The organism is Pantoea vagans (genome assembly GCF_004792415.1).
GTDB lineage: Bacteria > Pseudomonadota > Gammaproteobacteria > Enterobacterales > Enterobacteriaceae > Pantoea > Pantoea vagans.
Map to the genome: position 1 here is coordinate 239,406 of NZ_CP038853.1, position 25,547 is coordinate 264,952.

Here is a 25,547-nt window from a genome sequence, read left to right on the forward strand (position 1 = left end):
AGCCCGCTCCATAAAAAAACCCGGCAGATGCCGGGTTTCACTGACCTTCATCCAACAGGATTAAACGTCATACAACGTCTGGTGACGCGTCTCTTTACAGGCCAGCAGCGCTATCAGCGTCAGCACTGCCATCGACGCCAGATACAGCCCCACTGCCTGCAGACCATAATTGGCATTCAGCCAGGTCGCGATGTACGGCGCAACAGAGGCTCCCAGAATCGAGGAAAGGTTATAGGAGAACGAGGCACCGGTATAACGCACTTCGGTCGGGAACAGCTCCGGCAGCAGCGCGCCCATCGGGCCAAACGTCAGCCCCATAATGCTCAGACCCAGCAGCAGAAACGCCATCACCAGCGCCTGTGAACCGGAACCCAGCATTGCCGGGAACAGGAACGAAAACGCGATAATCATCAGCGTAATGGTAATCATCGTCTTGCGACGACCAAAACGGTCGGCCAGCAAACCGGCAATCGGCACCATCACACCAAAACCAATCACCGCCAGCATCAGCATCCACAACATACTGTTACGCGGAATGCCCAGACCCGCTGGTGCTGGCGTGGTGCCGTAGCTCATCGAATAGACGGTCATGATATAGAACAGCGTATAGGTCGCCAGCATGATAAAGGTGCCGAGAATGGTGGCGGTCAGATGCTTGCCCAGCAGCGCCGCAATCGGCACCCGAACCTGCTTCTTCTCTTTCTGCACTTTGGCAAACACCGGACTCTCATGCAGCGACACGCGCACATACAGGCCAATCAGCACCAGTACAGCGGAGAGAATAAACGGCACACGCCAGCCCCACTGCATAAACTGCTCATCGGTCAGCAGCCAGGAGAGCAGCAGGAAAGTCCCGTTCGCGAAGAAAAAGCCAATCGGTGCACCCAACTGAGGGAATGAACCATAAAGCGCACGCTTCTTCGCCGGGGCGTTTTCCGTCGCCAGCAGCGCCGCGCCGCCCCATTCACCACCCAGTCCCAGCCCCTGACCAAAACGCGCCAGCGCCAGCAGCAGCGGCGCCAGCACACCGATAGTTTCATAGCTCGGCAACAGGCCGATCACCACGGTAGAGATCCCCATGGTTAGCAGCGAGGCAACCAGCGTGGCTTTACGCCCGACGCGATCGCCAAAGTGACCAAACACCGCAGAGCCAATCGGGCGCGCGATAAAGGCGATAGCAAAAGTGGCCAGCGACTGTAGCGTCGCGACCGTGGCATCACCCTGCGGGAAGAAAATGTGCGGGAAAACGATGACAGCAGCAGTGGCATAAATATAGAAGTCGAAGAACTCGATGGCCGTGCCGACCAGCGAGGCAATCACCACCTTACTGCGTGAGTTAACTGGTGTGGGATCCTGCTGTTTGTCGAGTGTGTCTGTGAGGGAGGCTTGCATAACTGTTTCTTATTTGTAAATACAGACAAAGAATCTTACGCATCTGCCAGAGCGCATTCAATGATGAAAACCCGCGCCGCGTCTGGCTTCAGAGGGCAAAAAGAGGATAATTTCTGTGGTGTGACGAATGCCGGGCGATACCGGGGTAAACCGGACGATATCTGGCGGGATACTCTAAGAAAGGGCTAAATAAAAGTGACCCCTCAGCTATTCATCCTGTTATCTGGTGAAAAAATAGCCGAGGGGTGACATTTTCCGCTGTTGTTAACGGATTACGATGCTTTGCGGCGGGATGCGCTGCCCGCTTCCGGCATCTGAGGGTCGTCTTTATATTTGGCCGTGGCGATCCACGCTGCACAGAACAGTGTCAGACGGGCGAAGAAATAGAAGAACGCCATCAGACCGAGTACAGAACCAAAGGCTGCACCGGAAGGTGAGGTCGCCAGCTTCGGCAGCGTCAGCGTCATCACAAACTTAATCACCTCAAAGCCGATTGCCGCCAGCAGGGTGCCGCGGAACAGTGCTTTTTTGCGCGGCTTATGACGCGGCAGGATCCAGAAAATCCAGAGGAACAACAGATAGTTCGCCAGAACGGAAATCGACGTGGCGATAATGGTCAGGGCAGGTCGTAACCACTCAATGCCATCCAGCCCCAGCGCACTCACAATGGTCGCCTGGGCAGAACCGGCCACCGAGGTCAGCGACAGCGTAATCACCAGCGCCAGCATCAGACCCGTCAGCGACAGGAAGTCGCGAATATAACGCTTCCAGATCTTCTCTTTGTCATCCGGTTTACGTTCCCACACGTCGCGCGACTGGGCGCGGATCGCTTCACGCAGATTACCCATCCAGTTAAGACCGGAGTAGAGCGCCAGCAGTAAACCGGTGATACCCACGGTGGCACGCTGCTGAATGGCGGTATTCACCGTATTCTTCAGCGTGGTCGCCAGCGTCGGGTCACTGATGCTGCTGACGATTTTGTTGATGATATCGGTCAGCAGATCCTGATTCGATGCCAGCACAAAACCCACGGCGGCAAACGACACCATCAGAATGGGGATCAGCGATAAAAATGAAAAATAAGTAATAGCTGCGCCAAACTGGCTGCCGAGTCGGTCATTAAAGCGGTCGAGAGCGCGAATAAAATGCGCCACCGCCGGAATAGACTGGAACCAGGTGGCGAAGCGCGACACGCGAACAATCGACTCATCCACGGTGTGATTGCCGGTTTTAATATCGATAAGCGGCTTTGCTGGCTGCATATCCTGCGGGTTTTCCTGCTTGTCTGTCATAGACCTTCACTGTCCTGTTTATCATTAAAATCAAAGTATAGCCGCTCAGGTGACGTACTCCTGTAACACCTGACTCAGCCACTCCATAAATACCCTTACGCGGCGTGCCACATTGCGCCGGTGCGGATAGAGCAGATGGATCGGCATCGGCCTGGCGGGAAAGCGATGGAGCACTTCCACCAGCTCGCCCCTTTCCAGTAATGTCTGAATCCCGGCAGCGGGCACCTGAATAATCCCCAGCCCTGCCAGACAGGCGGCGCGGTAGGTTTCTGTGCTGTTTACCGTCACCACGCCACCGGTATGAACGTAATGGCACTGCCTGCCATCAAAATATTCAAAACCGGGTGAGGCCTGTCCGAGCTGCTGGCTGTAATGCACCATCGCATGCTGCGACAGCTCTTCCAGCCGGATTGGCATGCCGAACCGCGAAAGGTAGCCAGGGCTGGCGCAGTTGATCAAGGTATGAGTACCAATTTTTCGCGCAATCAGCCCCGAATCCTTCAGCTCACCGACCCGGATGACGCAGTCAAATCCTTCCCGGATTACATCTACCTGTCGGTCGCTGCTGCTCAGCTCAATTTCCACGCCCGGGTAGTGCTGCAAAAATTCCGGCAGCCTTGGCAGGATAAAGCCGGTGGCCATCGCCACTGACATGTCGACCCGGAGTTTACCGCTGAGCGAAGCGGGCTCGTGCTGAAACAGGCTGTCCATATCGTCAATCATCGACAACAGATCCAGGCAGCGGTCGTAATAGACCAGGCCATCCTGGGTTAGTTGCACCCGGCGCGTGGTGCGATGCAGCAAACGTGTTGCCATTTGATTCTCCAGCGCCTGAATCTGTCGCGATACGCTGCCTTTGGGTATGCCTAAACTCTCTGCCGCGCGGGTAAAACTGCCCATTTCGGCCACCCGCACAAACACCTGCATTGCGTGAATTTTGTCCATGTTGTTCACCGATTGTTGTTTTTATTGAAACAGTGATGCGCGTTTAACCCTGTTTATAGATCAATAATTCGCGAATATCCTTAAACCGTGTTCAATTTTTCAACAGGTGTGTGAGATGAATCAGAAAGTGGCGTTAATTACCGGTGCAAACCGCGGTTTAGGCCGCAATGGAGCCTTAAAACTGGCTGCCAGAGGCACAGATATTATTCTGACTTACCGCAGCCATGCCGATGAGGCACAGTCGGTTGTAAAGGAAATTGAAGCGCTGGGACAGCGCGCCGTGGCGCTGGCGCTGGATGTCGGCGAAACCGGGCAGTTTGATCGCTTTGTCGGTGAGGTGAAAGAAGTACTGCAACAGCAGTGGCAGCGTGAGCGATTTGACTATTTAGTGAACAACGCCGGTCACGGACACTACAAGCCGTTTACCGACACCACCGAGGCGGAATTTGATGCACTGGTGAATGTGCATTTCAAAGGGCCTTACTTCCTGACCCAGAAGCTGCTGCCGCTGATTAACGACGGGGGTCGCATCCTGAATATCTCCAGCGGTCTGACCCGGCTGGTCTATCCTGGCTCCGCAACCTATGCGTCGATGAAAGGGGCGATGGAGGTCCTGACGCGTTATCAGGCGAAAGAGCTGGGTGAACGCCGCATTCGCGTCAACATTCTGGCTCCTGGCGCGATAGAGACAGACTTTGGCGGAGGACGTGTGCGTGATACCCGCGAGATTAACGACCAGATTGCCGGGCTGACGGCGCTGGGTCGGGTCGGACTGCCGGATGATATCGGCGACGCCAGCAGCGCGATCCTCAGTGACGAAACCGGCTGGATCACCGCGCAGCGCATTGAAGCGTCCGGCGGGCAGGGAATTTAACCCCGGGCGGCGTCGCGGAAAATACGACGCCGCCGCCTTTCACAGCGTAATAGTGCCGTCGATGACGGTCACGGTATTGCCACCAATCCAGATGGTCTCACCGGCAAAGGTCACGTTCACCCGCCCCGCGCGCTGCAGGGCAGTGCCCTGGCGAACACGATAGGGGGTGGTTTGTCCTGCCGCGGCAAAGTAACGCGCCAGACAGGCGTTGGCGCTGCCGGTAACCGGATCTTCGGTCAGGCTGCCATTCTCCACCAGCAGACCGCGCACTTCATACTGTTCAGGCTCGCCAGTGGGCAGGCGACCAAAGGGCATGATGCCCGAGACACCCGCATGCTGAATCAGACGCTGCAATTCACTGACATCGGGCTGCAGCTCCAGTACCGCTTCGGCGCTGATCATCGGTATGAGCAGCCAGCGAATTCCCATGTCCACTACCGTCGGACTTTGCGTCAGATCGAACGCATCGCTGTTTAAGGCGTTACTCATCCGCGCATCCTGCCAGGGCATCAGCGTGGCAGCCGGCGCGGCAAATGCCAGGCCCGCGTCACCTATCTTCACCGTCACGTTACCGACGCCGCACTCCTGCACGATTTCACCCGGCGTGCGGGTTGACCAGCCCGCCTCCAGCAGCGCATGGGCGGTGCCCAGCGTCGGATGACCGGCAAACGGCAGTTCCCCTTCAACGGTAAAAATCCGCACCCGATAGTCCGCCTCTTCATGCTGAGGCGGCAGGACAAAGGTGGTTTCCGACAGGTTTGTCCAGCGGGCAATCGCCGCCAGCTGGCTGTCGCTTAACCCCTGAGCATCCATGATCACCGCCAGCGGATTGCCGTTAAAGGCTGATGAGGTAAACACATCGACTTGCTTAAACGCGACCTTCATTGTGACTCCTTGCTCTGGGTTCAGTGTGGCCTTTTCTCTGCCGGATGATTGCTTATAACAGCTAACAGCGTTATCAATAAGTTAAAGATTTTATCGGAGACTGTGAATGCTGACGATCCTGGGACGCGCCTCCTCAATCAACGTGCGCAAAGTATTATGGCTGTGTGACGAGCTGGACCTTGATTACCAGCGCGAAGAGTGGGGCGACGGCTTCCGTTCAACGCACCTGCCCGAATTCATGGCACTCAACCCGAATGCGATGGTGCCCGTATTAAAAGATGATGACTTTGTGATGTGGGAATCTAACGCCATTCTGCGCTATCTGGCGAACACCTATGGCGGTGAATGGCTTTATCCTCTGCATCCGCAGACGCGTGCGCCTGTCGATCAGTGGATGGACTGGCAATCCACCGAACTCAACACCTCATGGCGCTACGCCTTTATGTCGCTGGTGCGAAACTCACCGGCCCATCAGGACCCGCGACTGCTGGCTGCGGCCAGCAAAGGCTGGGCGCACACCATGAGCATTCTCAATCAGCAGCTGGAAAAAACCGGCCGCTACGTCGCCGGACGCAATTTTACTCTGGCAGACATTCCGATTGGCCTGGCGGTAAACCGCTGGTTTGAAACCCCGCTCGATCATCCCGACTATCCGGCGGTGCGCACCTATTACGAGCGCCTGACTGAACGTCGCGGCTATACCGTCTGGGGCCGCAACGGTACACCCTGAGCTTCGCCGCACGGCACGCCCGCCAGTTCACAGGCGATTTCGCCCGCGCGCTGAATCGCCCGGGTGTAGCGGGCATCAAACGGATAGCAGCAGGAGAGACGCAGCGCATGGTTGTAGCGCTCACTCAGCGAATAGAGCGCGCCAGGCGTGACGCAAATCTGCTCCTGCAGCAGCCGATCAAACATCTCGGTGGTATTCACGCCGCCCGGTAACTCGACCCAGAAAACAAATCCACCGCGCGGCAGCGTCGCGCGGGTTCCCACCGGGAAGTAGCGTGCGATCAGACCGCGCGCCTCATCCAGATTGGCCGCGTAGCGACGACGCAGCGTGCGCAGATGGTGATCGTAACCGCCGGACGCAAGAAACTCCGCCAGCGTTTCGGAGAGCAGGGCGGATTCGGCCATCGACGATACTGCTTTCAGTCGGGCAATCGCGTCATGAAAACGGCCTGCGGCGGTCCAGCCAAGTCGGAAATCGGGTGCCACGGTTTTGGTAAAGCTGGTGCAGTAAATCACCCAGCCATCGCGATCAAAGGCTTTCACGGCGGGCGAGAGCGGCCAGTCGAACTGCAACTCGTCATACAGTCCGTCTTCTATCAGCGGAACGTGGTAAGTATTCACTAACTTCGCCAGCCGCTTCTTATTCTCCAGCGACATGCCGCAGCCCAGCGGATTCTGCACGCTGGGCATTGCAATCAGTGCCTTAATACGCTGCTCCTGCAGCAGCATCTCCAGCGCATCCAGCGACAGGCCATGTTGCGGATCGGTAGGGATTTCCAGCGCCTTCAGGCCCAGCGACGCCAGCAGCGGGAAGAGGAAGAAGTAAGTCGGTGACTCCAGCCCGACGCAGTCGCCGGGCTGCGTCACCGCCCGTAGCGCCAGCTGAAGCGCTTCCATGCAGCCGTGGGTCAGGGTGATCTCGTCGGCGGTGAGCGTTTGCCCGGCGTGCAGCGCCCGTCGCGCAATCTCCTCCCGTAAGCGCTCACTACCAGGCGGAAGTGCATAGCGCCCGATAATGTTGGGATGACGGCGCAGCAGCGAGGCGGTAATCCGGGCGATGCGCGCCGCCGGGAACAGCTCGCTGTCCTGCGGGCAGGCCAGCGAGATATTGGTGTAGTCGGGATGGTTCTGCGCTGCAAACACCTTATCGATCAGGTCGAGCTTGCCGCTGCTGGGGTCGCGTACCCGGGCTTTGTGCTGACCGTGACGGGTGACGGCGGGCAATACGCCGCGCACGTAGTACCCCGACTGCGGACGCGCCTCAATCAGCCCGCGATCTTCCAGCAGCTGCCAGGCATTCAGCACCGTATTGACGCTGACCTGGTGTGACTGAGCGACGCGGCGGATCGCCGGCAGGCGTTTACCGGGTTTCAGCGTGCCCTGATGGATGGCCTCAGCGAAGCTGTCTGCGAGCTGCTGATAGAGTGGCTGATCGGAAGTGGGAGCAAGGGACACAGAAGCCTCCGGCGTAGATGGGTACAATTGCTGTTAACGGGAACTGTAACCATAACAATAGTAATTTTGTGTCACTGTTACCATCTCTTTCTCCGCCGTAGCATAGAACTCTGTCCACTTTCAGGAGAGCCACTATGCTCGATCCCTCTTTCTTCAGTTATGTCACCGTGATGTCCATTACGCCAGGCCCGAACAATCTGTTGCTGGCGACCTCCGGCGTCAATTTTGGCATGCGGCGAACCCTGCCGATGGTGTTTGGCATTTTAGTGGGCTGTGCGCTACAGACGGTGATTGCCGGGATGGCGCTGGAGGTGTTGCTGCACTGGATGGCGGCGATTCGCCTGCCGCTGACGCTGGCAGGCTGTACCTATCTGATGTGGTTATCCTGGAAAATCTTTCGCGCCGAAGCACCGGAAGCGCGAACCCGTCCACAGCCGATGACGCTGGTGGGCGGTGCCTGCTTCCAGGCCATCAACCCCAAAGCCTGGCTGATGGCCACCAACGTCGCGCTGCTCTACACCGGCAGCAGCGGCGTGCTGACGGTGATGATCGGCTTTATGCTGCTCAATCTGCCCTGCATCCTCATCTGGGCTGCGCTGGGCGATCGCCTGCGCAGCCATCTGCAGATTGCCTGGAAGCGTCAGCTTTTTAACAGCCTGATGGCGCTGTCATTGGTGGCGACCACCGTCTGGATGCTGACCGACGCACTGCTGGCCGCTTAATCAGGGGCACCGGGTGCGGTGGCCGACGGCCATTTCCAGTTCTGCACCTCCGGCAAATCTTCGCCATGTTCACGGACATAGCGGTGATGTTCCGCCAGACGCTGCTGTAAATCCTCCAGCAGCTCGGGATGGGCGTCGGCCAGACCCGGCACCCGCAGAATCACCTCCTGCGCCAGATGATAGCGGTCAAGCTCGTTCAGCACCGTCATATCAAATGGTGTGGTGGTGGTTCCCTCTTCATTGAAGCCGCGCACATGGAAGTTGCGATGATTGGTACGCGCATAGGTCAGACGATGTATCAGCGCCGGATAGCCGTGGAAGGCAAAAATCACCGGCTTATCCTGGGTAAACAGCGCGTCGAATTCCGCATCAGACTTGCCATGCGGATGCTTATCCTGCGGCTGCAGTGCCAGTAAATCGACCACGTTCACCACCCGGATGCGCAGTTCGGGCAGCATCTCGCGCAGCAGATCCACCGCCGCCATTGTCTCCATGGTCGGCACATCACCGGCACAGGCCATCACCACATCCGGCTGTTCATTCTCCGGCGTCGTGCCTGCCCAGCGCCACTCGCCCATTCCCGCTTCGCAATGCGTCACGGCGCTGGCCATATCCAGCCACTGCGGCGCTGGCTGTTTGCCCGCGACAATCACATTGATCCGATTCCAGGTGCGCAGGCAGTGATCGCCAACCCACAGCAGCGTATTGGCATCGGGCGGCAGATAGATGCGCACGATATCCGCTTTCTTGTTGGCAACGTGATCCATAAAGCCCGGATCCTGATGGCTGTAGCCGTTGTGGTCCTGTCGCCAGACGTGGGAAGAGAGCAGGTAGTTAAGCGATGAAATCGGCTTACGCCAGCCCAGCTTACGCGATACTTTCAGCCACTTGGCGTGCTGGTTAAACATCGAATCGACGATGTGGATAAAGGCTTCATAGCAGTTGAACAGCCCGTGACGGCCGGTCAGCAGATAACCTTCCAGCCAGCCCTGACACTGATGCTCACTGAGGATTTCCATCACCCGGCCATCCCGCGCCAACTGCTCATCGTACGGCTCGGTTCGTTCCAGCCAGGTGCGGCTGGTCACGTCGAACACTGGCGTCAGGCGGTTAGAGGCGGTTTCATCCGGGCCAAACAGACGGAAATTATCGCGGTTGCGCTGGAACAGCACGCTGAGATAGCGGCCCAGATGCTCCGTGGCCTGCGCCATCTCTGTGCCTGGCTCGCTGACATCGCAGGCAAATTCCGCCAGCGCAGGCGTATCCAGCTCGCGGCGCAGCAGGCCGCCATTGGCATAGGGTGATGCGCCCATGCGTTTATCGCCTTCCGGTGCCAGCGCCTGCAGTTCCGGTTTTAAGCGACCCTGTTCATCAAACAGGTCATCGGGCTGGTAGCTGCGCATCCACGTCTCAAGGATCTGGCGATGACCGTCATCTTCACGACAGGCGGCGACCGGTACCTGATGCGCCCGCCAGAAATCTTCCACCTTCTTACCGTCGACCGTTTTGGGGCCGGTCCAGCCTTTGGGGCTGCGCAGAATGATCATCGGCCAGCGCGGCACATCGGCGCTGACGTTGTCGCTGCGGGCTTCACGCTGATAAGTGGCGATTTTAGTGAAGGCGCTATCCAGCGCCTCCGCCATCAGCGGATGCATTTTTTCCGGCTCATGTCCGCTGACAAATATTGGCTCATAGCCGTAGCCGCTGAACAGCTGGTGGAGATCGTCGTCGCTGCTGCGACCCAGCAGCGTAGGGTTGGCAATCTTGTAACCGTTAAGATGCAGAATCGGCAGCACCGCGCCGTCACGTTCAGGATTGAGGAATTTGATACCGTGCCAGCTGGAGGCCAGCGGGCCGGTCTCGGCTTCACCGTCGCCAATCACGCACGGCACCACCAGATCGGGGTTATCGAAAGCGGCACCAAAGGCATGGGAGAGCGAATAGCCCAGCTCACCGCCTTCATTAATCGAGCCGGGGGTTTCCGGTGCTGCGTGGCTGGGAATGCCGCCCGGAAACGAGAACTGCTTAAACAGGCGCTGCATGCCCGCTGCATCCTGGGAGATGTGCGGATAAATTTCGCTGTAGCTGCCCTCCAGCCAGGTATTTGCCACCATGCCGGGGCCGCCGTGTCCGGGCCCACAGATGTAGATCATATTCAGGTTCTGTTTGCGGATAACACGGTTGAGATGGGCATAGATAAAATTCAGCCCTGGCGTAGTGCCCCAGTGGCCCAGCAGACGCGGTTTGATGTGCTCCGGTTTGAGCGGTTCGCGTAACAGTGGGTTATCCATCAGGTAAATCTGTCCGACGGAGAGGTAATTTGCTGCCCGCCAGTAGCGGTCGATCAGCGTGAATTCCGGTGATGCAGGGGAGTAAGACATGCCGGTTCCTCTTGAGCGTTCAGCTAAAAGATGCCTTAACCCTAATAGAGAATACCCGGTACGACCAGGCAACCGGTCAATAAAAAAGGCCCCGCAGTGCGGAGCCTCTTTATCAATGGCGCTGAATTACTTGCCGACGACGAATGCGGTTTCCCGTCCCTCATCGTTGGCCGCCATCGGGGTGACCGGCGAGTAATCGAGATGCAGAATGCGGCTGGTTTCGGCTAACACTTTCTCTGTCAGCGCCACGTCGCCGTTCAGCTTACGACCCCAGGAAGGGATCACCGCACGGATTTTGTTCTGCCATTCCGGCGAAGCCATCTGCTCAGGACAGACCTTGTGCAGCAGCTCCAGCATGATCGGTGCTGCCGTAGAGGCGCCCGGCGAGGCACCCAGCAGCGCTGAAATCGTACCATCCTGTGAGGCAACCACTTCGGTGCCCAGACGCAATACCGCGCCTTCTTTCTCATCTTTCTTGATGATCTGCACACGCTGACCGGCAGTGACTAAACGCCAGTCCTCCTGCTTCGCCTGCGGCACATAGGCGCGCAGGGCGTCCATCCGGTCGCGATCGCTTTGCAGCACCTGATCCATCAGGTATTTCACCAGGTCAAAACTTTTCAGCCCCACTTTCACCATCGGCAGCATATTGCTGCTGTTCAGCGAGGTGAACATATCCATCAGAGAACCCTGCTTCAGGAACTTGGTTGAGAAGGTGGCGAACGGCCCAAACAGCAATACCTGCTTGCCATCCAGCACGCGGGTGTCGACGTGCGGCACAGACATCGGTGGCGCACCGACGCTGGCTTTACCGTAGACCTTCGCCATGTGCTGCGCGACGACCTGCGGATTTTCGGTGACCAGAAACGAACCGCCCACCGGGAAACCGGCGTAGCCGTTGGCTTCCGGGATACCGGCTTTCTGCAACAGCGGTAACGCTGCGCCGCCCGCACCGATAAAGATTTTACCTGCCGTCAGTGTACGACGCGTGCCGCTGTTCAGACACTGCAGGGTGACCTGCCAGCGACCATCGGCGAGCTGCTTCAGCTCACGCACTTCCTGGCGCAGACGCAGCTGGAAATTCGCTTTCTTCTCTAATGCGGCGATCAGCTGACGGGTGATTTCACCGAAGTTCACATCGGTGCCCATCTCTGTCCAGGTCGCGGCCACTTTCTGGCTGCGGTCACGGCCGTTCATCACCAGCGGGATCCAGCGGGAAATCTGCTGCGGATCTTCAGAGTAGGCCATGCCACGGAACAGGGTGCTCTTCTGCAATGCACTGAAGCGCTTGCGCAGGAATTTGACATTGTCGTCGCCCCAGACGAAGCTCATGTGTGGCGTGCTGTGAATAAAGCTTTCAGGGTTGCGCAGGTTGCCTTTCTGGACCTGATAAGCCCAGAACTGGCGAGAAATCTGGAACGATTCGTTAATCGTTACCGCTTTGGAGATGTCGATGCTGCCATCCGCCTGCTGGGGCGTATAGTTCAGCTCCGCCAGCGCCGCATGACCGGTGCCCGCGTTATTCCAGCCGTTGGACGACTCTTCGGCCACGCTGTCGAGCCGCTCCACCATTTCGATGGACCAGTCCGGCTCTAAGTCCTGTAGCCATGCACCGAGGGTAGCGCTCATCACACCTGCGCCAATCAGCAGCACGTCAACGTCTTTGCGCTCCTGCGCGGTAGTAGTGGTGTCCTTTGCCATGGCACTCATCGCGAGCGCAAGGTTTACAGCTGAATTGCACATGAGGCGACATCTCCTCTTCTGTTGACCTGAAGCCCAACAGTTTCGCAGGCGAAATAGTCACGCTTCTTTCGAGCGCGTTGCGCTATTTCTCAAAGGTTAAGTCTCAGGTATAGGGTTAAAGCGGTGATAACGCGTTAACTGCACGTTATGCTTTGTCATCCGAATATAACATTCTCGCATCTGAATTAAACATTTGTTTATTTTTTAAATGCAGAAATGATTCAGCATAAGAATTAATCATCACGGGCAGTGGCGGATTAGCGGTTTTTTAGAGTGAAGTCAGTAGGTTAACTGAAAAGAGTTGTTGCGTAAAAGCCCTATGCTGGTGCAACGCAGAAATGGGTGCAAACGGTGCGGAATTATTTAATTAGCTGAAATTTAGCGATTTATTATGCAATAAGGAATAACAGGAATCAGGTGAAGAGAGCCTGAATAGCTGCTTGTGTAAAAATAATGTTACATTTTTGTGAGTCTGAAAATGCGTGCACGCCGGTGCACGCATCGGATTCACTTATGACTGATTCGCACTGGCAGGCAGCTTTTTCAGACTTATCGCCATGCGGTTATAGGTGTTCATCAGGCCAATTGCGATGTTCAGATCGACAATCTCTTTCTCGCTAAACTGCGCTTTTAATGTGTCATAGCAGGCCTCCGGCGCGCCCTGCTGAGCAATCAGCGTCAGGCATTCAGCCCAGTGCAGGGCCGCCTTCTCTTTATCGCTGAACAGCGTGCCGGATTCTTGCCAGACCTGGGTCAGTACGATCTTATCCCAGCCCATACCTGATTTATTCAGCGCTTTAGTGTGCAAATCAATGCAGTAAGCGCAGCCGTTAATCTGCGATATGCGCAGGAACAGCAGTTCCAGTAAAGTGAGCGGCAGATCGGTTTGCGCCAGATAACTGTACACGCCGCCCAGCGCTTTCATGCCTGCTGGTGCCGCACTGTGAAAATCGATACGTTCGCTCATCTTATTGCCTCCTGGGGTTGATGAGGCGATTCTCGGCCTTTCAATGGAGCAGATAAAGTGCCAAAAAATGAGAGTCTGACTGGTCCATCGCCGCTTTCGACGCTGACGCTCCAGCGCGGCACGTCACGTGGCCTCAGCGAACAGCTACGCCAGCTGATTGAGCAGGCGATTGGGGAAGGGCGCTTGCCGCCCGGTGCGCGTCTGCCTTCCTGCCGCGATCTGGCGGCGCAGCTCGGCGTAGCGCGCGGCACCGTTCGCGCCAGCTATGACATGCTGGTCGATGGTCAGTTTCTGCAGGCCAGAGGCGCGGCGGGCACCTTCGTCAGCGCACTAGCGCCGTTAAAACCGGCTATCGCCAGTGCTGAACGCCAGCTGCTGGCGGGCACAGAAGATAAGGAAGCGCCACCGCTGACCTTTCAGATGGGGATTCCGGCCAGTGATGCGTTCCCGGTTAAAGTCTGGCTGCGCATTCTGCAGCGTCAGGCGCGTATGCAGGTCAGCAAACCGGCCTGTTATCCCGATCCTCGCGGCAGCTTAGCGTTGCGCCAGGCGCTGGTGGCCTATCTGGCGGTGGCACGCGGCCTGCGCTGTCAGGCGGACCAGATCATTATTACCAGCGGCTATGCGGGTGCGATGGGTCTGATTGGCCTGGCGATGGATTTTCAGGGCAAAACGGCCTGGCTGGAAGATCCCGGATTCTGGGTGGCGCGTCGTGCGGTTGACGCGCTGCGCGTTACGCCGGTTGCCGTGCCGGTGGATGCTGAAGGGTTACAGGTAGAGGCGGGGATGGCCCGCGCGCCGGATGCTGCTTTCGCGCTGGTCACGCCGGGACAGCAGGCGCCGCTTGGCATGACGATGAGCCTCGCGCGCCGCCATGCATTGCTGAGCTGGGCCAGCCGCGAACAGCACTGGATTATCGAAGATGACTATCTCGGCGAGCTTCAGCCCGGCAATCGCGCGGCACCGGCACTGGCTGCGCTCGACAGCGAAGGGCGGGTATTGCACATCGGCACCTTCAGTAAGACGCTGACGCCGCAACTGAGGCTCGGTTTTATCGTGGTTCCGCCGGCGCTGACGACCCGGTTCGGCGAAGTGTGTGCATTGCTTGCGCCAGCCTCTTCGGGATTGCTGCACAATGCGGTAGCGGAATTTCTGCGTGAAGGTCACTTTATGCGGCATCTGCGGCGCATGAAGCGCGTCTATCAGGAGCGGCTGGAGCAGATGATCGCGGCGCTCCATCCTTACTTTCCCGACCTGCAACGCGCCGGGCTGGCGGTGATTGTCCGCTTACCCGCCGGTACGCCGGATGAGGCGATTGCGCAGCAGGCTGCAGAGTGGGGCATGGCTCCGTCGCCGCTGTCGATCTGGTATCAGCAGCCCGATCAGCGTGGTGCGGGCCTGATACTGGGTGCGGCACATCTGCCGCGTGAGGGTTATGCGCGTAGCGCCGAACGGCTAAAAGCGCTGGTCGATGCGCAGGCGGTCAGCTCCTGAACCAGCGACGCCAGACAAAGCGGATAACAAAAAACTCCAGTGCGCCGAGCACTAAAAACCAGACGCAAAACACCACGGTGTAGAGCTGATTCAGATCCTGTAAATGGAACATCTGTAACAGATGCTGCGCCACCGTCACGCTAAAAGCGGGCGCGGGCAGCAGCAGCGCCGAGAGAAAGCCCAGCAGCAAAATGCCACCCGGCACGATCAACGTCTCAAAAGGGTTATTCATAACCGGTTTCCCATATTTATCAGCCTGGCATTTTCCGGTAATCGGCGACAGGGTTCAATGGTGGCGTGCGGCAAAGCGCCATCCTGCAGCCTGAACCGGTCAGGTCAGCCCGAAGAAAATGCTTTGCCACCATCGACTTAGCGCCATTCATAGCGAATGATAAGAGTTATAGCCTTTGCTATACTTAAATCCCTGATTTTACTGTCTTTTTATCTTTGGGTTTGCGTGGTAGACTGCGCCCACTTTTTCATAACTGAACACTTTGTGTGGTGAATTCAGCGTGAATTGCCGCTTTTTCGCCCCAGGTGAATAAATCATGACCTTTATTGCCACTTTAATTCTTGCACTGGGTATGTCGATGGACGCGTTTGCTGCTGCGCTGGGCAAAGGTGCCACGCTGCATCGTCCTGGTTTTAAAGAAGCGCTGCGTACCGGTCTGATCTTTGGCTCTATTGAAGCGCTGACTCCACTGATTGGCTGGGCGCTTGGCCTGGCCGCCAGCCGTTACATTATGGCGTGGGATCACTGGGTTGCCTTCAGCCTGCTGGCGTTTCTGGGTGGCCGTATGATGATGGAAGGTTTCCGTCAGACAGCCGTCGCAGAACCCTGCGAAGCGCCGCAAAGCCACGGCTTTATGGTGCTGGCAACCACCGCCGTCGCGACCAGCCTGGATGCGCTGGCGGTCGGTGTCGGTCTGGCTTTCCTGCAGGTGAATATCATCACCACCGCGCTGACCATTGGTGCCGCCACCACAGTGATGGCGACGACCGGCGTATTAGTCGGGCGCTTTATCGGTCCGGTACTCGGTAAATGGGCAGAAGTGCTGGGCGGCGTCGTGTTAATCGCCGTTGGCTCCACCATTCTGTTGCAGCATCTTGGCTACATGGGCTAGGGCTTTTGCCTGAAAAAGCTCCATTTTTGTGATCTGGTTCAAATTTATTTGCTGTTAAAACGCACAGAGGCTATACTTTTTCAGTATATCTTCAACTAAATTTGAAACAGGTAAACTATGAAACGCATCATTAAACACGTGTTCCGCGCTTACGTTGAGACGTTCAAACACGTACCGCCGGGTGCCATGTACTAAGCACCCCGCAGGAAACCCTCGATAATCGCGGTCAGGGATCGACCTGTGATTATCACCTCCTGCTTTTGCCCTCTGATTTAAAGCCGCGTTTTTGCACTTCCTGTGCGTCCGATCTGCTGTGCCACTCTTGTTTGAATTTCCTGATATAACCGCTTTTTGGTTATGAAAAGACGGCTGTTTTGCATCCGTCGGTTGAACTCACAGCTATAAGGAGACGTGAGCGGTGCAAATGTTGCTCTAAGATGACGTTGGTTCTGAATGCAATAATCCGGTAACAGAAGCCTGATTTTTCAAACTTACATAATCATTTATTCCGGCTTAATTTAGGTAATGGCATAATCACGCTGGCTAAATAGAGGGTAAAAATGGATAAAACATCTAAAAATCAGGTACTGGATAGCGACATCGCACATTTATTACTTAAACACAGAAAGGCCCGAAGCTGGACTGTAACCGAGCTTGCCCTTCGCTCAGGCGTTAGCCAGGCCATGATTAGCAAGGTCGAAAGAGGCGCCTCCAGCCCCAGCGCAACTATTCTGAGTCGTTTAGCCAGCGCCATGAATATTACGCTATCAAAACTTTTTGCAGAGCTTGAGCAACATCAGAACTCACTGGTTCGTTCTGCACAACAGCAGCAGCACTGGACAGATGAACAATCAGGCATTACCCGCTGGTCTCTGTCCCCTGCAGGCGCAAGCCCGGAACTTATTAAAGTGGAAATCCCTGCTATGGGGCAACTGACGATACCCGCCTCAGCTAATGAGCATCTTTCCGGACAAACACTCTGGATGCTGAGTGGCAGCCTTAATTTCAGCGTCAATCATCAGACCCATAATCTACAAGCGGGTGACTGTCTTGCTCTGACCTCTGCAAGCGAGTACCAAATGACAAACCCTGATAGCGAGCAGAGTTGTTCTTATCTCGTTGCTTTTAGCCAAAAAAACGCATGATGTAGCCCTTACCAGACGGTTAAACCCCGTTCCCTCTAATCAGGTGCAATAGTGGATACGGCCTTCCCTGACTATCACGCTCAGAACGCCCGGAAACCCGAAAGCCCATATGTTGATAAAACCCGACAGCCTGCTGGTTTTGCTCATTTACATCGACGCTTAAATCAGGATGGAGAGCCAGTGCATGTGATATCAACTGTTTACCGACGCCACGTCCGCGAGCAGAAGCATCCACAAAAAGTGCCTCCAGATGGCCATCATGCAAAAACATAAATCCGATTGGTTGGTCTTCCTGATTAGTTGCAACCCACACAGGGGTTTCTGAAAAAAAGCCGATAACTTCTTTTTCAATCTCTTGTCGGTCATGCATTGTCAGAAAATCGTGCGTAGCATCGACAGAATTTTTCCAGATTTTTATAATTTCCGGCGCTTCAGAAGGATGTGACATTCTGATGTTTAACATTTTTCCTGCCATACGGTGATAGTTGGTTTTTACATCCCTGTAAATCTACTATAGTGAAATTAAATTCACAATAATACTTTAAGAGTTATGTCATGCCATATACTCAGGAGAAACAGCATTTCTCTTATAAATTAATCCTCTTCATCGTTTACGCTAACGAACCCGGCCTGTTTCAATCCAGATGTCTGCTTCTCGCTCATAGCAAATGCTCGTTATTTAAGGTCCTTGTTACTTAAACCGACCTGCCCCTTACCAACCGTAGCTCCACCTCCAATCTCCCCAACCCACCATTAACCCGCCCCCAACCCACCATTAACCCGCCCCCAACCCGATCCCGTCCTACACTGAATTATTCCTCCCAAATCAGGAGCAGCGGATGATCCAGAAGCATCGACGAAAACAGGCAGCGATTGTGGCAGGCGTGGGATTAGGTGTGGCAGCTACGCTTTGGGGCATGAAACGCTGGCAGGCGCTGAAGCAGACACCGCCGGTGTCGCCGCGCAGTCATCACGCCGGGCTGGCGGGTTACTTTCAGCAGGTGGGCGACTGGCGCATGTTTACCCGCGTCACGCCTAATGAAGATCGGGGACTGCCGGTAGTGCTGGTTCACGGTCTGGTGATGTCGGGCCGGGCGATGGAGCCGCTGGCACTGGCGCTGGGTCGCGACTATCACGTACTGGTACCGGATCTGCCGGGGTTTGGTGCCAGTGCGCTGCCGGCTTCTGCGCCGATTATGTCCGTGGATGAGCACGCTGACGCACTCTGGCTCTGGCTGCAGCACAACGGGTTTCAGCGTGCCATCTGGGTCGGCAACTCGTTTGGCTGTCAGATTCTGGCGGCACTGGCGGTGAAATATCCGCACGCCGTGGCGGGGCTGGTGTTGCAGGGGCCGACGGTCGATCGTCATGCCCGCAGCCTGCCGCGTCAGCTGTGGCGCAGCTGGCGTAATGGCCGCCTGGAAACGCGTCGTCCGCCTGGGCCGCTGGCCCGCATCGATTACGCTAAAGCGGGGCTCTGGCGCGCCTTTGGCACGATGCGCGCCATGCTGCGTGACCGTATCGAACATCGTCTGACTTACATTACGGCACCGACGCTGCTGCTGCGCGGTTCGCGCGATCCGATCTGTCGGGCGCGCTGGCTGGATGAGCTGGCTGCCCTGATGCCGCACAGTGAACGCCTGACGCTGCGCGACGGTACTCACACGCTGCACTACGTCTATCCGTGGAGTTTCTGCAACGCCATTCGCCCGTTCCTGGCGCGCATTCAGCAGGAGAATCAGCATGAGTAAACCGCCCAAAGGCATCGCCCGTTTTGACTCTGCTGCCGCCATGCTGCTGGCGCTGGCCAATGCGCTCCACGATCGCCCCTTTGCCAGTCCGAGCCAGTCACCGACGCTCGACCGGCTGCTACCCTCACTGAACCGTCTGCCGACCGGGCTGCGCGAGTGGGGCTATGCGCTGGGCGGCATGGCAGAGGGTATCAGCCTGCGTCAGGCAGGCGAGCTGGATGTGGAAGGCATCGCAGAATGGATGGTCAGTGAGTACCCGCAGCAGGATTATCCGGCGGCGTTTATTGGCTCGTCGAACGGCGCGCTGGTGCATCTGGCGTCGGCGATGGGCGTGCCCTGGCTGCCGCAGACCTTTCTCTGTCCGGTGCGGGCGACCAATAGCGATCCTGATGATGCGATGGCGAGCTTTGAGCAGGGCAAAGAGATTGCGGCTGCACTGCTGGCCGCCTGGCCGAGGCTGGCGGTGCACCATATGCATGACCCGAATCAGGATCGGCTGATGCTCGACCAGATGCGCTATTTCCGGCTGAAACTGCGCGAACTGCCGCTGGCTTTCAATGAATTCCTGATGGGGAGCCTGCCCGCGGGTTCAACGCTGTTTATCAACCACTGCACCCGCCAGTGGCCGGTGACACGCACCAGCGATCGCTCATTCTTTCAGTTTGGCGCGCTCGGTGGCGCAACCGAAAAAGAGTATTTACAGGGTGGCCCGCGGGTAGCGGAATATCTGGCGCGTTACGGCATTGACCGCGAGCGCTGGACGCCGCCTGACATCACCGATCACGTGCCGGAAGCGGAGTGGGGCCTGGATGGCTATCTGATTTCCCCGTTGAAAAAACTGGCGGCGGCGCAGAACTGGAAGCTGATGGAGATTCGTTACGAAGACCCGGAAGCAATGAGTTATGTGGTGGCGGAGATTTATCGCGACTGGTATCTGGCGGCGGGTATTTTACCGACCCGGCTGACGGTGGACAGTTTCCTGCTGATGGATCCCTGGTGTACCCAGCAGCAGCAGGCGATTCCGTTCTGGCTGGTGTTCTGCACCGAACCGTCCGCAGCGGCGCTGCAACGCTTCCTGGAAAAACAGCCGCCGTTCCGCAACATCGACATGATGCTCTTTTCTCACGGCACCGACAGCATCGGGCTGGCGGAAATTGATCGCTGGCGGGCGTTGCTCTCCCATGCGCGTGACGAGGGGGCATTGATTGGGGTGGATGAAGAACGGTTCCCGCGTGATTTCGCGACGTTTGCCCGCTTCGACTCGGCGCTGCGTGAACGGGCACCGCTGTTGCCACCACCCCCTCCGCTCAGTACAGAGAAGGTGATGGCGGGCATTAAACGCTACGGTGCGAAATATGGCGTCACCCTGACGGCGCTGACGTAGCCGCCGTCAGCCGTGTTTATTCGCCGTCGGTGATCGGCTGGCGCACCAGCAGCAGGTAGGCGAGTGCGCCAACCAGCGTCACACAGGCACAAATCATCAGCGCCAGGCTAAACGATTTGGTGGTGTCGAGCACCCAGCCAGTGATGACGGGCGCGAACGAGGCGAAGATAAAGCTGGCGAAGTTCTGGATGCTGCCGACCGAGGCGGTCATGCGGGCGGTGACGTTGGCGTGGATCAGTCCCCAGCATGAGGTTCCGGCAAAGTGGATGCAGAACAGCGCCATCCCTATCAGCGTCACGGCGCTGGTAGTATCGGTCGCGCGGGTCACCACCGCGGTAAACCCGGCGGACAGCAGCATTCCGCTGACGATGCAGACTTTGCGGGTTTTCACCGCGTTAAAGCCGCGACGCACCAGCGAGTCAACCACATAGCCATTCAGCAGCATGCCCGCCGCACCAAACAGGAACGGAATCGCCGCCAGCAGGCCGGTACTTTTCAGGTCGAGATGATAGGTCGACTGCAGGTAGCCCGGCAGCCAGGCGATGTAGAGCCACGCAGTGTAGTTGATGCCGCTGAAGCCAATCATCATGCCCCACATGGTGCGCTGCTTAAACAGGCCGCGCCACTCTCTGAAGCTGATCGGCTCTTTACGCGATGCCACGCTGCCCGCCTGCAGATAGTGGATCTCTTCGGCGCTCAGGGTGTTGTTATCGCGGTCGCGGTAAATCATATACCAGCCGATCGCGAGGAACATGCCGAGGATACCGATGGTAACAAACATGCCGCGCCAGCCCATCACCATCATCATCGCCGCCAGAATCGGCGGGGCTACGGACAGCCCAATCATCGACGCCGCATTGAACATCCCCATCGGCATGCCACGATCTTTAATGTTGAACCAGTCGTTGATGACTTTCACGCCGCACGGGTTCATCGGCGCTTCGCCAATGCCGAGACCGATGCGCACCAGCACGAACTGGGTAAAGTTATGCACCAGACCAGAGGCCGCCTGGAACAGCGACCAGATGAACATGCCGATCCCGAGCATAATGCGCGGGCCTTTACGATCCAGCAGCGCACCGCACGGCAGCTGCGCCAGGCCATACGCCAGCGAAAAAGCAGAGAGCAGGAGGCCGATTTCGGTGGCGCTCAGCCCCATCTCGTCGCGGATGGTCATATTCGCCACCGACAGCGAGCTGCGATCCAGATAGTTGATGATGGCGGCGAACAGCAGCAGCAACATTGCCGTGATCTGCACTTTGCGGATGCGCGGTGAACGCACCACGTCGCTGCGCATCGGCACGAAATCCTGGCCTGGTGGCGTGTCGCCGGTCACGCTGTCGCGGCCGGTTACTGAAGTCTTTTCCATTGCACTCTCCCGAAACTGGGTACTTATCGTTATGGTGAGAAGGGGTCTGCGCGCAGCGGCAAAAGGCCGCCGTGACGTTGCAGTCGAGACTAAGAGCAAAGGGTAAAGGATGTTGCAAAGATGTTTCTGAATCGTGCGGGAGCTAATGCTTTGTGGTTTTTAATCGGTTTTTAATTGTACTGACCGATTGAGCGCACCATTGAGGTTTTGGCGGTCGCCAGATGGTTATGCAGGGCGCAGAGTGCGTCGATATCCTGACGGCCAATCAGCGCGGTGAGAATCGCCATATGCTCCTCCAGCGCTACAATATTGCGCTGCTTGAGATCGCTTTCATCCCACTGATAATGCGAATGAAAAATCACCGAGATAATCTCCAGCGACTGATTGAAAAACGGGTTGTTAGCGGCGGATAAAATCAGCGAATGCATCTGGCGGTCCAGCGCGGCAAAGTGGCGATAGTTGCTGGCAATGGTGTCGCGCATCGATCGGTGACGATCCAGCAGATCCCGCGCCTGGACCCAGCGTTCATCGCTGGCGGGCAGATTGAGGAAGCGGCTCAGGGCGTGGGTTTCCAGCATCTCGCGCAGCTCAAACAGCTTCTCGGCGTAATCCTGCGTGAACTTCTTCATCCGCCACTGACCACGTTTCACCGGCTCCAGCAGGTCATAGCGCATAAAGCGCAGCAGAAACTCGCGTACCACTACCGGACTGACCTTCACCTGCTGCGCCAGTTGCAGCTCGCTGAAGGTGTCGCCCGGCACCAGCTGCCGCTGATTAATCATATTAAAAAACATCTGCTCAAAGTGGCTGGCCTGCTGCTCAATCGGCGGCGTTAAGGCGCTAAAGCCGTCTTCTTCACGCGGATCGCGCACGATAACGTAAGTCTGATCGACTTTATCCAGCACGCCGCACTGATGCAGATAATGGAGGGTATGGCGCACCGTGGTGCGGCTGATATTGAACATCTCGGCCAGCGCGGCCTGTGGCGGCAACGGTGAACAGATGTGGCGCTGAGCAATGCTTTCCAGCATCTGGTTGATCACGTTCTGACGCAAATTCTGGCTGCGGCTCATCTCACTCTCCGGTTTTTTATGCATTAAAAACCATTCAAAGCCCAAAAAAATCGCCGTGCTTCACACTTCCCGCAAACGAACGCCGCGCGACGAGCAGGATTCGCCATAACTGCCAGCAGGACAACCGGAGAATCACCATGACAACAATGAAAGCACTGGTCATCGCTGAACCACGTAAGATGGTCTGGGCCACCCGCGACATTCCTGTGCCTGCCGCGGGCGAGGCACTGATAAAAATCCTGACTGCCGGGATCTGCGGCACTGATATCCACGCCTGGTCCGGCAATCAGCCGTTCTTCAGCTATCCACGGGTACTGGGCCATGAAATCTGTGCAGAAGTGGTGGCGCTGGGCAGTGGCGCGGAAGGCTTTCAGCCAGGTCAGCGGGTAGCGCTCATGCCCTACATCTCCTGCCTGCGCTGCGACGCTTGCCAGAGCGGAAAAACCAACTGCTGTGAGCGGATCTCGGTGATTGGCGTGCATCAGGATGGCGGTTTCTGCGACTACCTGAGCGTACCGGTCAGCACCCTGCTGACGGTGGATGAGGTCGCACCGGAAGCGGCTGCGCTGATTGAGCCGTTTGCCATCAGCGCCCATGCGGTGCGGCGTGCCGGAATTGGTGCGGATGAGCAGATGCTGGTGGTCGGAGCCGGACCGATTGGGCTGGGTGTCGCTGCCATTGCCGCCGCCAGCGGCGCACAGGTGGTGGTCGCGGATACCAGCGAATTTCGTCGCCAGCATGTCGCTGACCAGCTCGGTCTGGCGGCACTGAATCCGGCTGATGAGGCGTTCGATAGTGCGCTGCGCGAGCAGTTTGGTGGTCGTCTGGCGCTGAAAGTGATCGACGCCACTGGCAATCCGGCGGCGATGAACAATGCGGTCAACCTGATGCGGCACGGCGGCACCATCGTCTATGTCGGTCTGCACAAAGGCGATCTGGTCATCCCGGACAGTGAATTCCATAAAAAAGAGGCCACACTGATGGGCAGCCGCAACGCCACCCGCGAAGACTTTGACCGGGTGCGTGCGTTAATGGCCAGCGGCCAGCTGCGCGCCGACATGATGCTCAATCACCATCTGGCTTTCTCCACGCTGGATGAAACCTTTGAGGCGCAGGTTATTAACAATCGCGAGCTGATCAAAGGCGTCATTCACTTCGACAGGTAACGTGATTCAGGGCGCGGTGAGGGTCTCAAAGAAGTGCGCCCGCACCGCGTCGGCATCCACGCCGAGCGCGATGCGCTGGGCGGGCAGACCGGCAAACGGATCGGATCGTGATGCCAGCGCACTGAGTTTACGCACCGTCTGACCGCAGGCGATGCCCTCGGTAATCACCCGCAGCGGACTTTCGGTGAGCGTAAACGCCTGCGGCAGCGTCAGCCACGCCACCGCCAGAGTGTCGTGCAGCGCCATACCGTCGAATCCCTCTTTCTCCAGACTGTAAGCCAGGTAAGGGCGACAGATAGCGCTCAGCACCGGCTGGTTCAGACGCTGAACTTCTTCGCCGCTGATCAGCACCTTGTGCGTGACATCCAGCGGGATCACCACCACGTTCAGCGCCGAGGCGAGCACCTGATCGGCGGCGTGCGGATCTTTCCAGATATTAAATTCACTGAAAGGCGTCACATTGCCGCTGTGGCCGTCGGTGCCAAACGCGCCGCCCATGATCACCAGCTCTTTCACCAGCGGAATAATATCCGGCGCCTGATTAATGGCCGTGGCGATATTGGTCAGCGGACCAATCGCCACCAGGGTGATCTGATGCGGCTGCGCCCGCACGCTGTCGATAATAAACTGCACCGCGCCCGGCGCCTCATCGCTAAAAGCATTATCAAACGCATCGCCCAGCCCATCCTCGCCGTGCAGCCTAGCGGGCGCAGAGGGAGCCAGCGCCAGCGGCCGTGAACAGCCGCGCCAGACCGCCGCGTTAATCGCCATTTTGTCGCAAAACAGCCGGGCATTTTTCACCGCCTGGCCCACCGCCACGTTGCCAAAAACCGTGGTAATCCCCAGCAGATGCTGCGTCCGCGCCGCATAAGCCAGCGCAAAGGCGTCATCCACGCCGATATCAGTATCAAAAATCAGGGTACGCATAGGCTCTCCGCAACAGGCTGTAAACCTTCAGCATTACCCCGTCAGCGGGCAGGGCGTCAAGCGATTCAGCCGCTCTGCGCGCACTATTGCCAGCCTGGAATGGGCGTCGTATTATCACCGGCTCAAGGTGATGGCGTGCCACCTTTCCCAACCGCCGGTGGGCTTAACACCGGCTGATGACGCCTGACACTCAATCCTTTCGCGGGAGCTGAGGTGTCAGGCGCAGTTTATCTCTGCCTCTCCTCCTCAGCCCGGCATTACTCTGTAATCAGGAGCAAGACATGTTTAAACCCTTACTGGCTGTGGTGATCGGCGGTTCTGCCGGCTGCGTACTGCGCTGGCTGTTCGCAATGCGTTTTAATGCACTCTTTCCCAACCTGCCGCCCGGCACGCTGCTGGTGAATCTGATCGGCGGTCTGGTGATCGGCGGGGCGATGGCCTGGTTTGTCCGCCATCCCGACATCGACCCGATCTGGAAACTGCTAATCGTCACCGGACTCTGCGGCGGGCTGACGACTTTCTCCTCTTTCACGGCAGAATTAATGGGGTTGCTACAATCAGGGAAGTATTTCTGGGCGATGGCCAGCGCGCTGGTGCATGTGATTGGCTCGCTACTGATGGCGTTTGCCGGTTTCGCACTGGTCACGCTGCTGAGCTGATCCGGTACGCGCCATACCGCTCAAGCGATACTGATTTCGGGCGTGTCGCCGTGCATCGGATAATGCGCGG

24 protein-coding genes and 1 riboswitch are annotated in these 25,547 nt (G+C 57.3%); of the genes, 11 read left to right on the forward strand and 13 right to left on the reverse strand.

The features are described from left to right. Positions 1-60: 60 nt before the first annotated feature. The 3 genes from EGO56_RS01145 to EGO56_RS01155 form a co-directional block, all read right to left on the reverse strand. Entirely contained in the window at positions 61-1,392 is a 1,332-nt protein-coding gene (locus EGO56_RS01145) for an MFS transporter (RefSeq protein WP_033784267.1), read from the reverse strand. A gap of 272 nt (positions 1,393-1,664) precedes the next feature. After that, a complete protein-coding gene (gene yhjD / locus EGO56_RS01150) occupies positions 1,665-2,684 on the reverse strand; it encodes an inner membrane protein YhjD (RefSeq protein WP_135907479.1) in 1,020 nt (339 codons plus the stop codon). Between the two features lie 45 nt (positions 2,685-2,729). Beyond that, positions 2,730-3,629: a LysR family transcriptional regulator gene (locus tag EGO56_RS01155; RefSeq protein WP_013359435.1), complete on the reverse strand. Its 900-nt coding sequence runs from the start codon at positions 3,627-3,629 to the stop codon at positions 2,730-2,732. Between the two features lie 115 nt (positions 3,630-3,744). On the opposite strand from EGO56_RS01155, the gene EGO56_RS01160 reads away from it, so the two are divergent. Beyond that, a complete protein-coding gene (locus EGO56_RS01160) occupies positions 3,745-4,503 on the forward strand; it encodes an SDR family NAD(P)-dependent oxidoreductase (protein WP_135907480.1) in 759 nt (252 codons plus the stop codon). 39 nt (positions 4,504-4,542) lie between these two features. On the opposite strand, the gene EGO56_RS01165 is transcribed toward EGO56_RS01160, so the two are convergent. Further along, positions 4,543-5,388, reverse strand: a complete 846-nt coding sequence (locus EGO56_RS01165; RefSeq protein ID WP_135907481.1) for a PhzF family phenazine biosynthesis protein — start codon at positions 5,386-5,388, stop codon at positions 4,543-4,545. Between the two features lie 106 nt (positions 5,389-5,494). On the opposite strand from EGO56_RS01165, the gene EGO56_RS01170 reads away from it, so the two are divergent. Then, positions 5,495-6,118 carry a glutathione S-transferase family protein gene (locus EGO56_RS01170; RefSeq protein WP_135907482.1) on the forward strand — a complete coding sequence of 208 codons (624 nt, stop codon included), beginning with the start codon at positions 5,495-5,497 and terminating at the stop codon, positions 6,116-6,118. Here EGO56_RS01170 and EGO56_RS01175 read toward each other — a convergent pair. Continuing rightward, positions 6,085-7,572 carry an aminotransferase-like domain-containing protein gene (locus EGO56_RS01175; protein WP_013359431.1) on the reverse strand — a complete coding sequence of 496 codons (1,488 nt, stop codon included), beginning with the start codon at positions 7,570-7,572 and terminating at the stop codon, positions 6,085-6,087. The two genes, EGO56_RS01170 and EGO56_RS01175, sit on opposite strands and share 34 nt — an antisense overlap. A 134-nt stretch (positions 7,573-7,706) precedes the next feature. Between EGO56_RS01175 and EGO56_RS01180 the strand changes: the two genes are divergently transcribed. After that, positions 7,707-8,294 carry a LysE family translocator gene (locus EGO56_RS01180; protein WP_135907483.1) on the forward strand — a complete coding sequence of 196 codons (588 nt, stop codon included), beginning with the start codon at positions 7,707-7,709 and terminating at the stop codon, positions 8,292-8,294. Here the strand turns inward: EGO56_RS01180 and EGO56_RS01185 are convergent. The 3 genes from EGO56_RS01185 to EGO56_RS01195 all read right to left on the reverse strand — a co-directional run bounded on the left by EGO56_RS01185 (position 8,291) and on the right by EGO56_RS01195 (position 13,385). Continuing rightward, a complete protein-coding gene (locus tag EGO56_RS01185) occupies positions 8,291-10,675 on the reverse strand; it encodes a phosphoketolase family protein (protein ID WP_135907484.1) in 2,385 nt (794 codons plus the stop codon). The two genes, EGO56_RS01180 and EGO56_RS01185, sit on opposite strands and share 4 nt — an antisense overlap. Before the next feature lie 126 nt (positions 10,676-10,801). Next, positions 10,802-12,418 (reverse strand): malate dehydrogenase (quinone), encoded by a 1,617-nt coding sequence (gene mqo, locus EGO56_RS01190; protein ID WP_135907485.1) that lies wholly within the window; start codon positions 12,416-12,418, stop codon positions 10,802-10,804. A 511-nt stretch (positions 12,419-12,929) separates the two neighbouring features. Beyond that, entirely contained in the window at positions 12,930-13,385 is a 456-nt protein-coding gene (locus tag EGO56_RS01195) for a carboxymuconolactone decarboxylase family protein (RefSeq protein ID WP_135907486.1), read from the reverse strand. Between the two features lie 57 nt (positions 13,386-13,442). On the opposite strand from EGO56_RS01195, the gene pdxR reads away from it, so the two are divergent. Continuing rightward, complete coding sequence (pdxR, locus tag EGO56_RS01200) at positions 13,443-14,879, forward strand: MocR-like pyridoxine biosynthesis transcription factor PdxR (RefSeq protein ID WP_135907487.1); 1,437 nt, start codon at positions 13,443-13,445, stop codon at positions 14,877-14,879. On the opposite strand, the gene EGO56_RS01205 is transcribed toward pdxR, so the two are convergent. Further along, positions 14,869-15,111 (reverse strand): DUF1158 domain-containing protein, encoded by a 243-nt coding sequence (locus EGO56_RS01205; protein ID WP_013359425.1) that lies wholly within the window; start codon positions 15,109-15,111, stop codon positions 14,869-14,871. The two genes, pdxR and EGO56_RS01205, sit on opposite strands and share 11 nt — an antisense overlap. Before the next feature lie 316 nt (positions 15,112-15,427). Here EGO56_RS01205 and mntP point away from each other — a divergent pair, with 316 nt between their 5' ends. The 3 genes from mntP (at position 15,428) to EGO56_RS01220 (ending at position 17,148) form a co-directional block, all read left to right on the forward strand. Beyond that, complete coding sequence (mntP, locus tag EGO56_RS01210; RefSeq protein ID WP_013359423.1) at positions 15,428-16,003, forward strand: manganese efflux pump MntP; 576 nt, start codon at positions 15,428-15,430, stop codon at positions 16,001-16,003. A 117-nt stretch (positions 16,004-16,120) separates the two neighbouring features. Next, a complete protein-coding gene (gene azuC / locus EGO56_RS22675; RefSeq protein WP_123809971.1) occupies positions 16,121-16,198 on the forward strand; it encodes a stress response protein AzuC in 78 nt (25 codons plus the stop codon). Between the two features lie 365 nt (positions 16,199-16,563). Next, the gene (locus tag EGO56_RS01220) at positions 16,564-17,148 is read left to right on the forward strand and encodes a helix-turn-helix domain-containing protein (RefSeq protein ID WP_135907488.1); all 585 of its coding nucleotides are present in this window, start codon (positions 16,564-16,566) and stop codon (positions 17,146-17,148) included. Positions 17,149-17,167: 19 nt separating this feature from the next. Here EGO56_RS01220 and EGO56_RS01225 read toward each other — a convergent pair whose 3' ends face one another. Then, positions 17,168-17,611 carry an acetyltransferase gene (locus EGO56_RS01225; RefSeq protein WP_135907489.1) on the reverse strand — a complete coding sequence of 148 codons (444 nt, stop codon included), beginning with the start codon at positions 17,609-17,611 and terminating at the stop codon, positions 17,168-17,170. A gap of 376 nt (positions 17,612-17,987) precedes the next feature. Between EGO56_RS01225 and EGO56_RS01230 the strand changes: the two genes are divergently transcribed. Further along, positions 17,988-18,899 (forward strand): alpha/beta fold hydrolase, encoded by a 912-nt coding sequence (locus tag EGO56_RS01230; protein WP_135907490.1) that lies wholly within the window; start codon positions 17,988-17,990, stop codon positions 18,897-18,899. Then, on the forward strand, positions 18,892-20,283 hold the full coding sequence (locus EGO56_RS01235) for a hypothetical protein (RefSeq protein WP_135907491.1): 1,392 nt from the start codon (positions 18,892-18,894) through the stop codon (positions 20,281-20,283). The genes EGO56_RS01230 and EGO56_RS01235 overlap by 8 nt, the downstream gene beginning before the upstream one ends. 16 nt (positions 20,284-20,299) lie before the next feature. Here the strand turns inward: EGO56_RS01235 and EGO56_RS01240 are convergent, their stop codons facing one another. Beyond that, the gene (locus tag EGO56_RS01240; protein ID WP_135907492.1) at positions 20,300-21,652 is read right to left on the reverse strand and encodes an MFS transporter; all 1,353 of its coding nucleotides are present in this window, start codon (positions 21,650-21,652) and stop codon (positions 20,300-20,302) included. Between the two features lie 170 nt (positions 21,653-21,822). After that, positions 21,823-22,725, reverse strand: a complete 903-nt coding sequence (locus EGO56_RS01245) for a GntR family transcriptional regulator (protein ID WP_013359418.1) — start codon at positions 22,723-22,725, stop codon at positions 21,823-21,825. Positions 22,726-22,862: 137 nt separating this feature from the next. Here EGO56_RS01245 and EGO56_RS01250 point away from each other — a divergent pair, with 137 nt between their 5' ends. Continuing rightward, positions 22,863-23,891 (forward strand): zinc-binding alcohol dehydrogenase family protein, encoded by a 1,029-nt coding sequence (locus tag EGO56_RS01250; protein ID WP_135907493.1) that lies wholly within the window; start codon positions 22,863-22,865, stop codon positions 23,889-23,891. Between the two features lie 6 nt (positions 23,892-23,897). Here EGO56_RS01250 and EGO56_RS01255 read toward each other — a convergent pair whose 3' ends face one another. Then, entirely contained in the window at positions 23,898-24,818 is a 921-nt protein-coding gene (locus EGO56_RS01255; protein ID WP_135907494.1) for a nucleoside hydrolase, read from the reverse strand. A 117-nt stretch (positions 24,819-24,935) separates the two neighbouring features. Then, a riboswitch (Fluoride riboswitch) is annotated at positions 24,936-25,011 on the forward strand. Between the two features lie 88 nt (positions 25,012-25,099). Here EGO56_RS01255 and crcB point away from each other — a divergent pair. After that, the gene (gene crcB, locus EGO56_RS01260) at positions 25,100-25,477 is read left to right on the forward strand and encodes a fluoride efflux transporter CrcB (protein WP_135907495.1); all 378 of its coding nucleotides are present in this window, start codon (positions 25,100-25,102) and stop codon (positions 25,475-25,477) included. Positions 25,478-25,547: the final 70 nt, after the last annotated feature.

Excerpts from the sequence above, each read along its gene's own strand:
- EGO56_RS01185 (WP_135907484.1), bottom strand. The coding sequence starts at position 10,675 with ATGTCTTACTCCCCTGCATCACCGGAATTCACGCTGATCGACCGCTAC.
- EGO56_RS01240 (WP_135907492.1), bottom strand. The coding sequence starts at position 21,652 with ATGGAAAAGACTTCAGTAACCGGCCGCGACAGCGTGACCGGCGACACG.
- EGO56_RS01165 (WP_135907481.1), bottom strand. The coding sequence starts at position 5,388 with ATGAAGGTCGCGTTTAAGCAAGTCGATGTGTTTACCTCATCAGCCTTT.
- mntP (WP_013359423.1), top strand. The coding sequence starts at position 15,428 with ATGACCTTTATTGCCACTTTAATTCTTGCACTGGGTATGTCGATGGAC.
- EGO56_RS01205 (WP_013359425.1), bottom strand. The coding sequence starts at position 15,111 with ATGAATAACCCTTTTGAGACGTTGATCGTGCCGGGTGGCATTTTGCTG.
- EGO56_RS01170 (WP_135907482.1), top strand. The coding sequence starts at position 5,495 with ATGCTGACGATCCTGGGACGCGCCTCCTCAATCAACGTGCGCAAAGTA.
- EGO56_RS01160 (WP_135907480.1), top strand. The coding sequence starts at position 3,745 with ATGAATCAGAAAGTGGCGTTAATTACCGGTGCAAACCGCGGTTTAGGC.
- EGO56_RS01220 (WP_135907488.1), top strand. The coding sequence starts at position 16,564 with ATGGATAAAACATCTAAAAATCAGGTACTGGATAGCGACATCGCACAT.
- EGO56_RS01250 (WP_135907493.1), top strand. The coding sequence starts at position 22,863 with ATGACAACAATGAAAGCACTGGTCATCGCTGAACCACGTAAGATGGTC.
- EGO56_RS01230 (WP_135907490.1), top strand. The coding sequence starts at position 17,988 with ATGATCCAGAAGCATCGACGAAAACAGGCAGCGATTGTGGCAGGCGTG.
- azuC (WP_123809971.1), top strand. The coding sequence starts at position 16,121 with ATGAAACGCATCATTAAACACGTGTTCCGCGCTTACGTTGAGACGTTC.
- EGO56_RS01145 (WP_033784267.1), bottom strand. The coding sequence starts at position 1,392 with ATGCAAGCCTCCCTCACAGACACACTCGACAAACAGCAGGATCCCACA.
- crcB (WP_135907495.1), top strand. The coding sequence starts at position 25,100 with ATGTTTAAACCCTTACTGGCTGTGGTGATCGGCGGTTCTGCCGGCTGC.
- EGO56_RS01255 (WP_135907494.1), bottom strand. The coding sequence starts at position 24,818 with ATGCGTACCCTGATTTTTGATACTGATATCGGCGTGGATGACGCCTTT.
- mqo (WP_135907485.1), bottom strand. The coding sequence starts at position 12,418 with ATGTGCAATTCAGCTGTAAACCTTGCGCTCGCGATGAGTGCCATGGCA.
- yhjD (WP_135907479.1), bottom strand. The coding sequence starts at position 2,684 with ATGACAGACAAGCAGGAAAACCCGCAGGATATGCAGCCAGCAAAGCCG.
- EGO56_RS01195 (WP_135907486.1), bottom strand. The coding sequence starts at position 13,385 with ATGAGCGAACGTATCGATTTTCACAGTGCGGCACCAGCAGGCATGAAA.
- EGO56_RS01235 (WP_135907491.1), top strand. The coding sequence starts at position 18,892 with ATGAGTAAACCGCCCAAAGGCATCGCCCGTTTTGACTCTGCTGCCGCC.
- EGO56_RS01155 (WP_013359435.1), bottom strand. The coding sequence starts at position 3,629 with ATGGACAAAATTCACGCAATGCAGGTGTTTGTGCGGGTGGCCGAAATG.
- EGO56_RS01245 (WP_013359418.1), bottom strand. The coding sequence starts at position 22,725 with ATGAGCCGCAGCCAGAATTTGCGTCAGAACGTGATCAACCAGATGCTG.
- EGO56_RS01180 (WP_135907483.1), top strand. The coding sequence starts at position 7,707 with ATGCTCGATCCCTCTTTCTTCAGTTATGTCACCGTGATGTCCATTACG.
- EGO56_RS01225 (WP_135907489.1), bottom strand. The coding sequence starts at position 17,611 with ATGTTAAACATCAGAATGTCACATCCTTCTGAAGCGCCGGAAATTATA.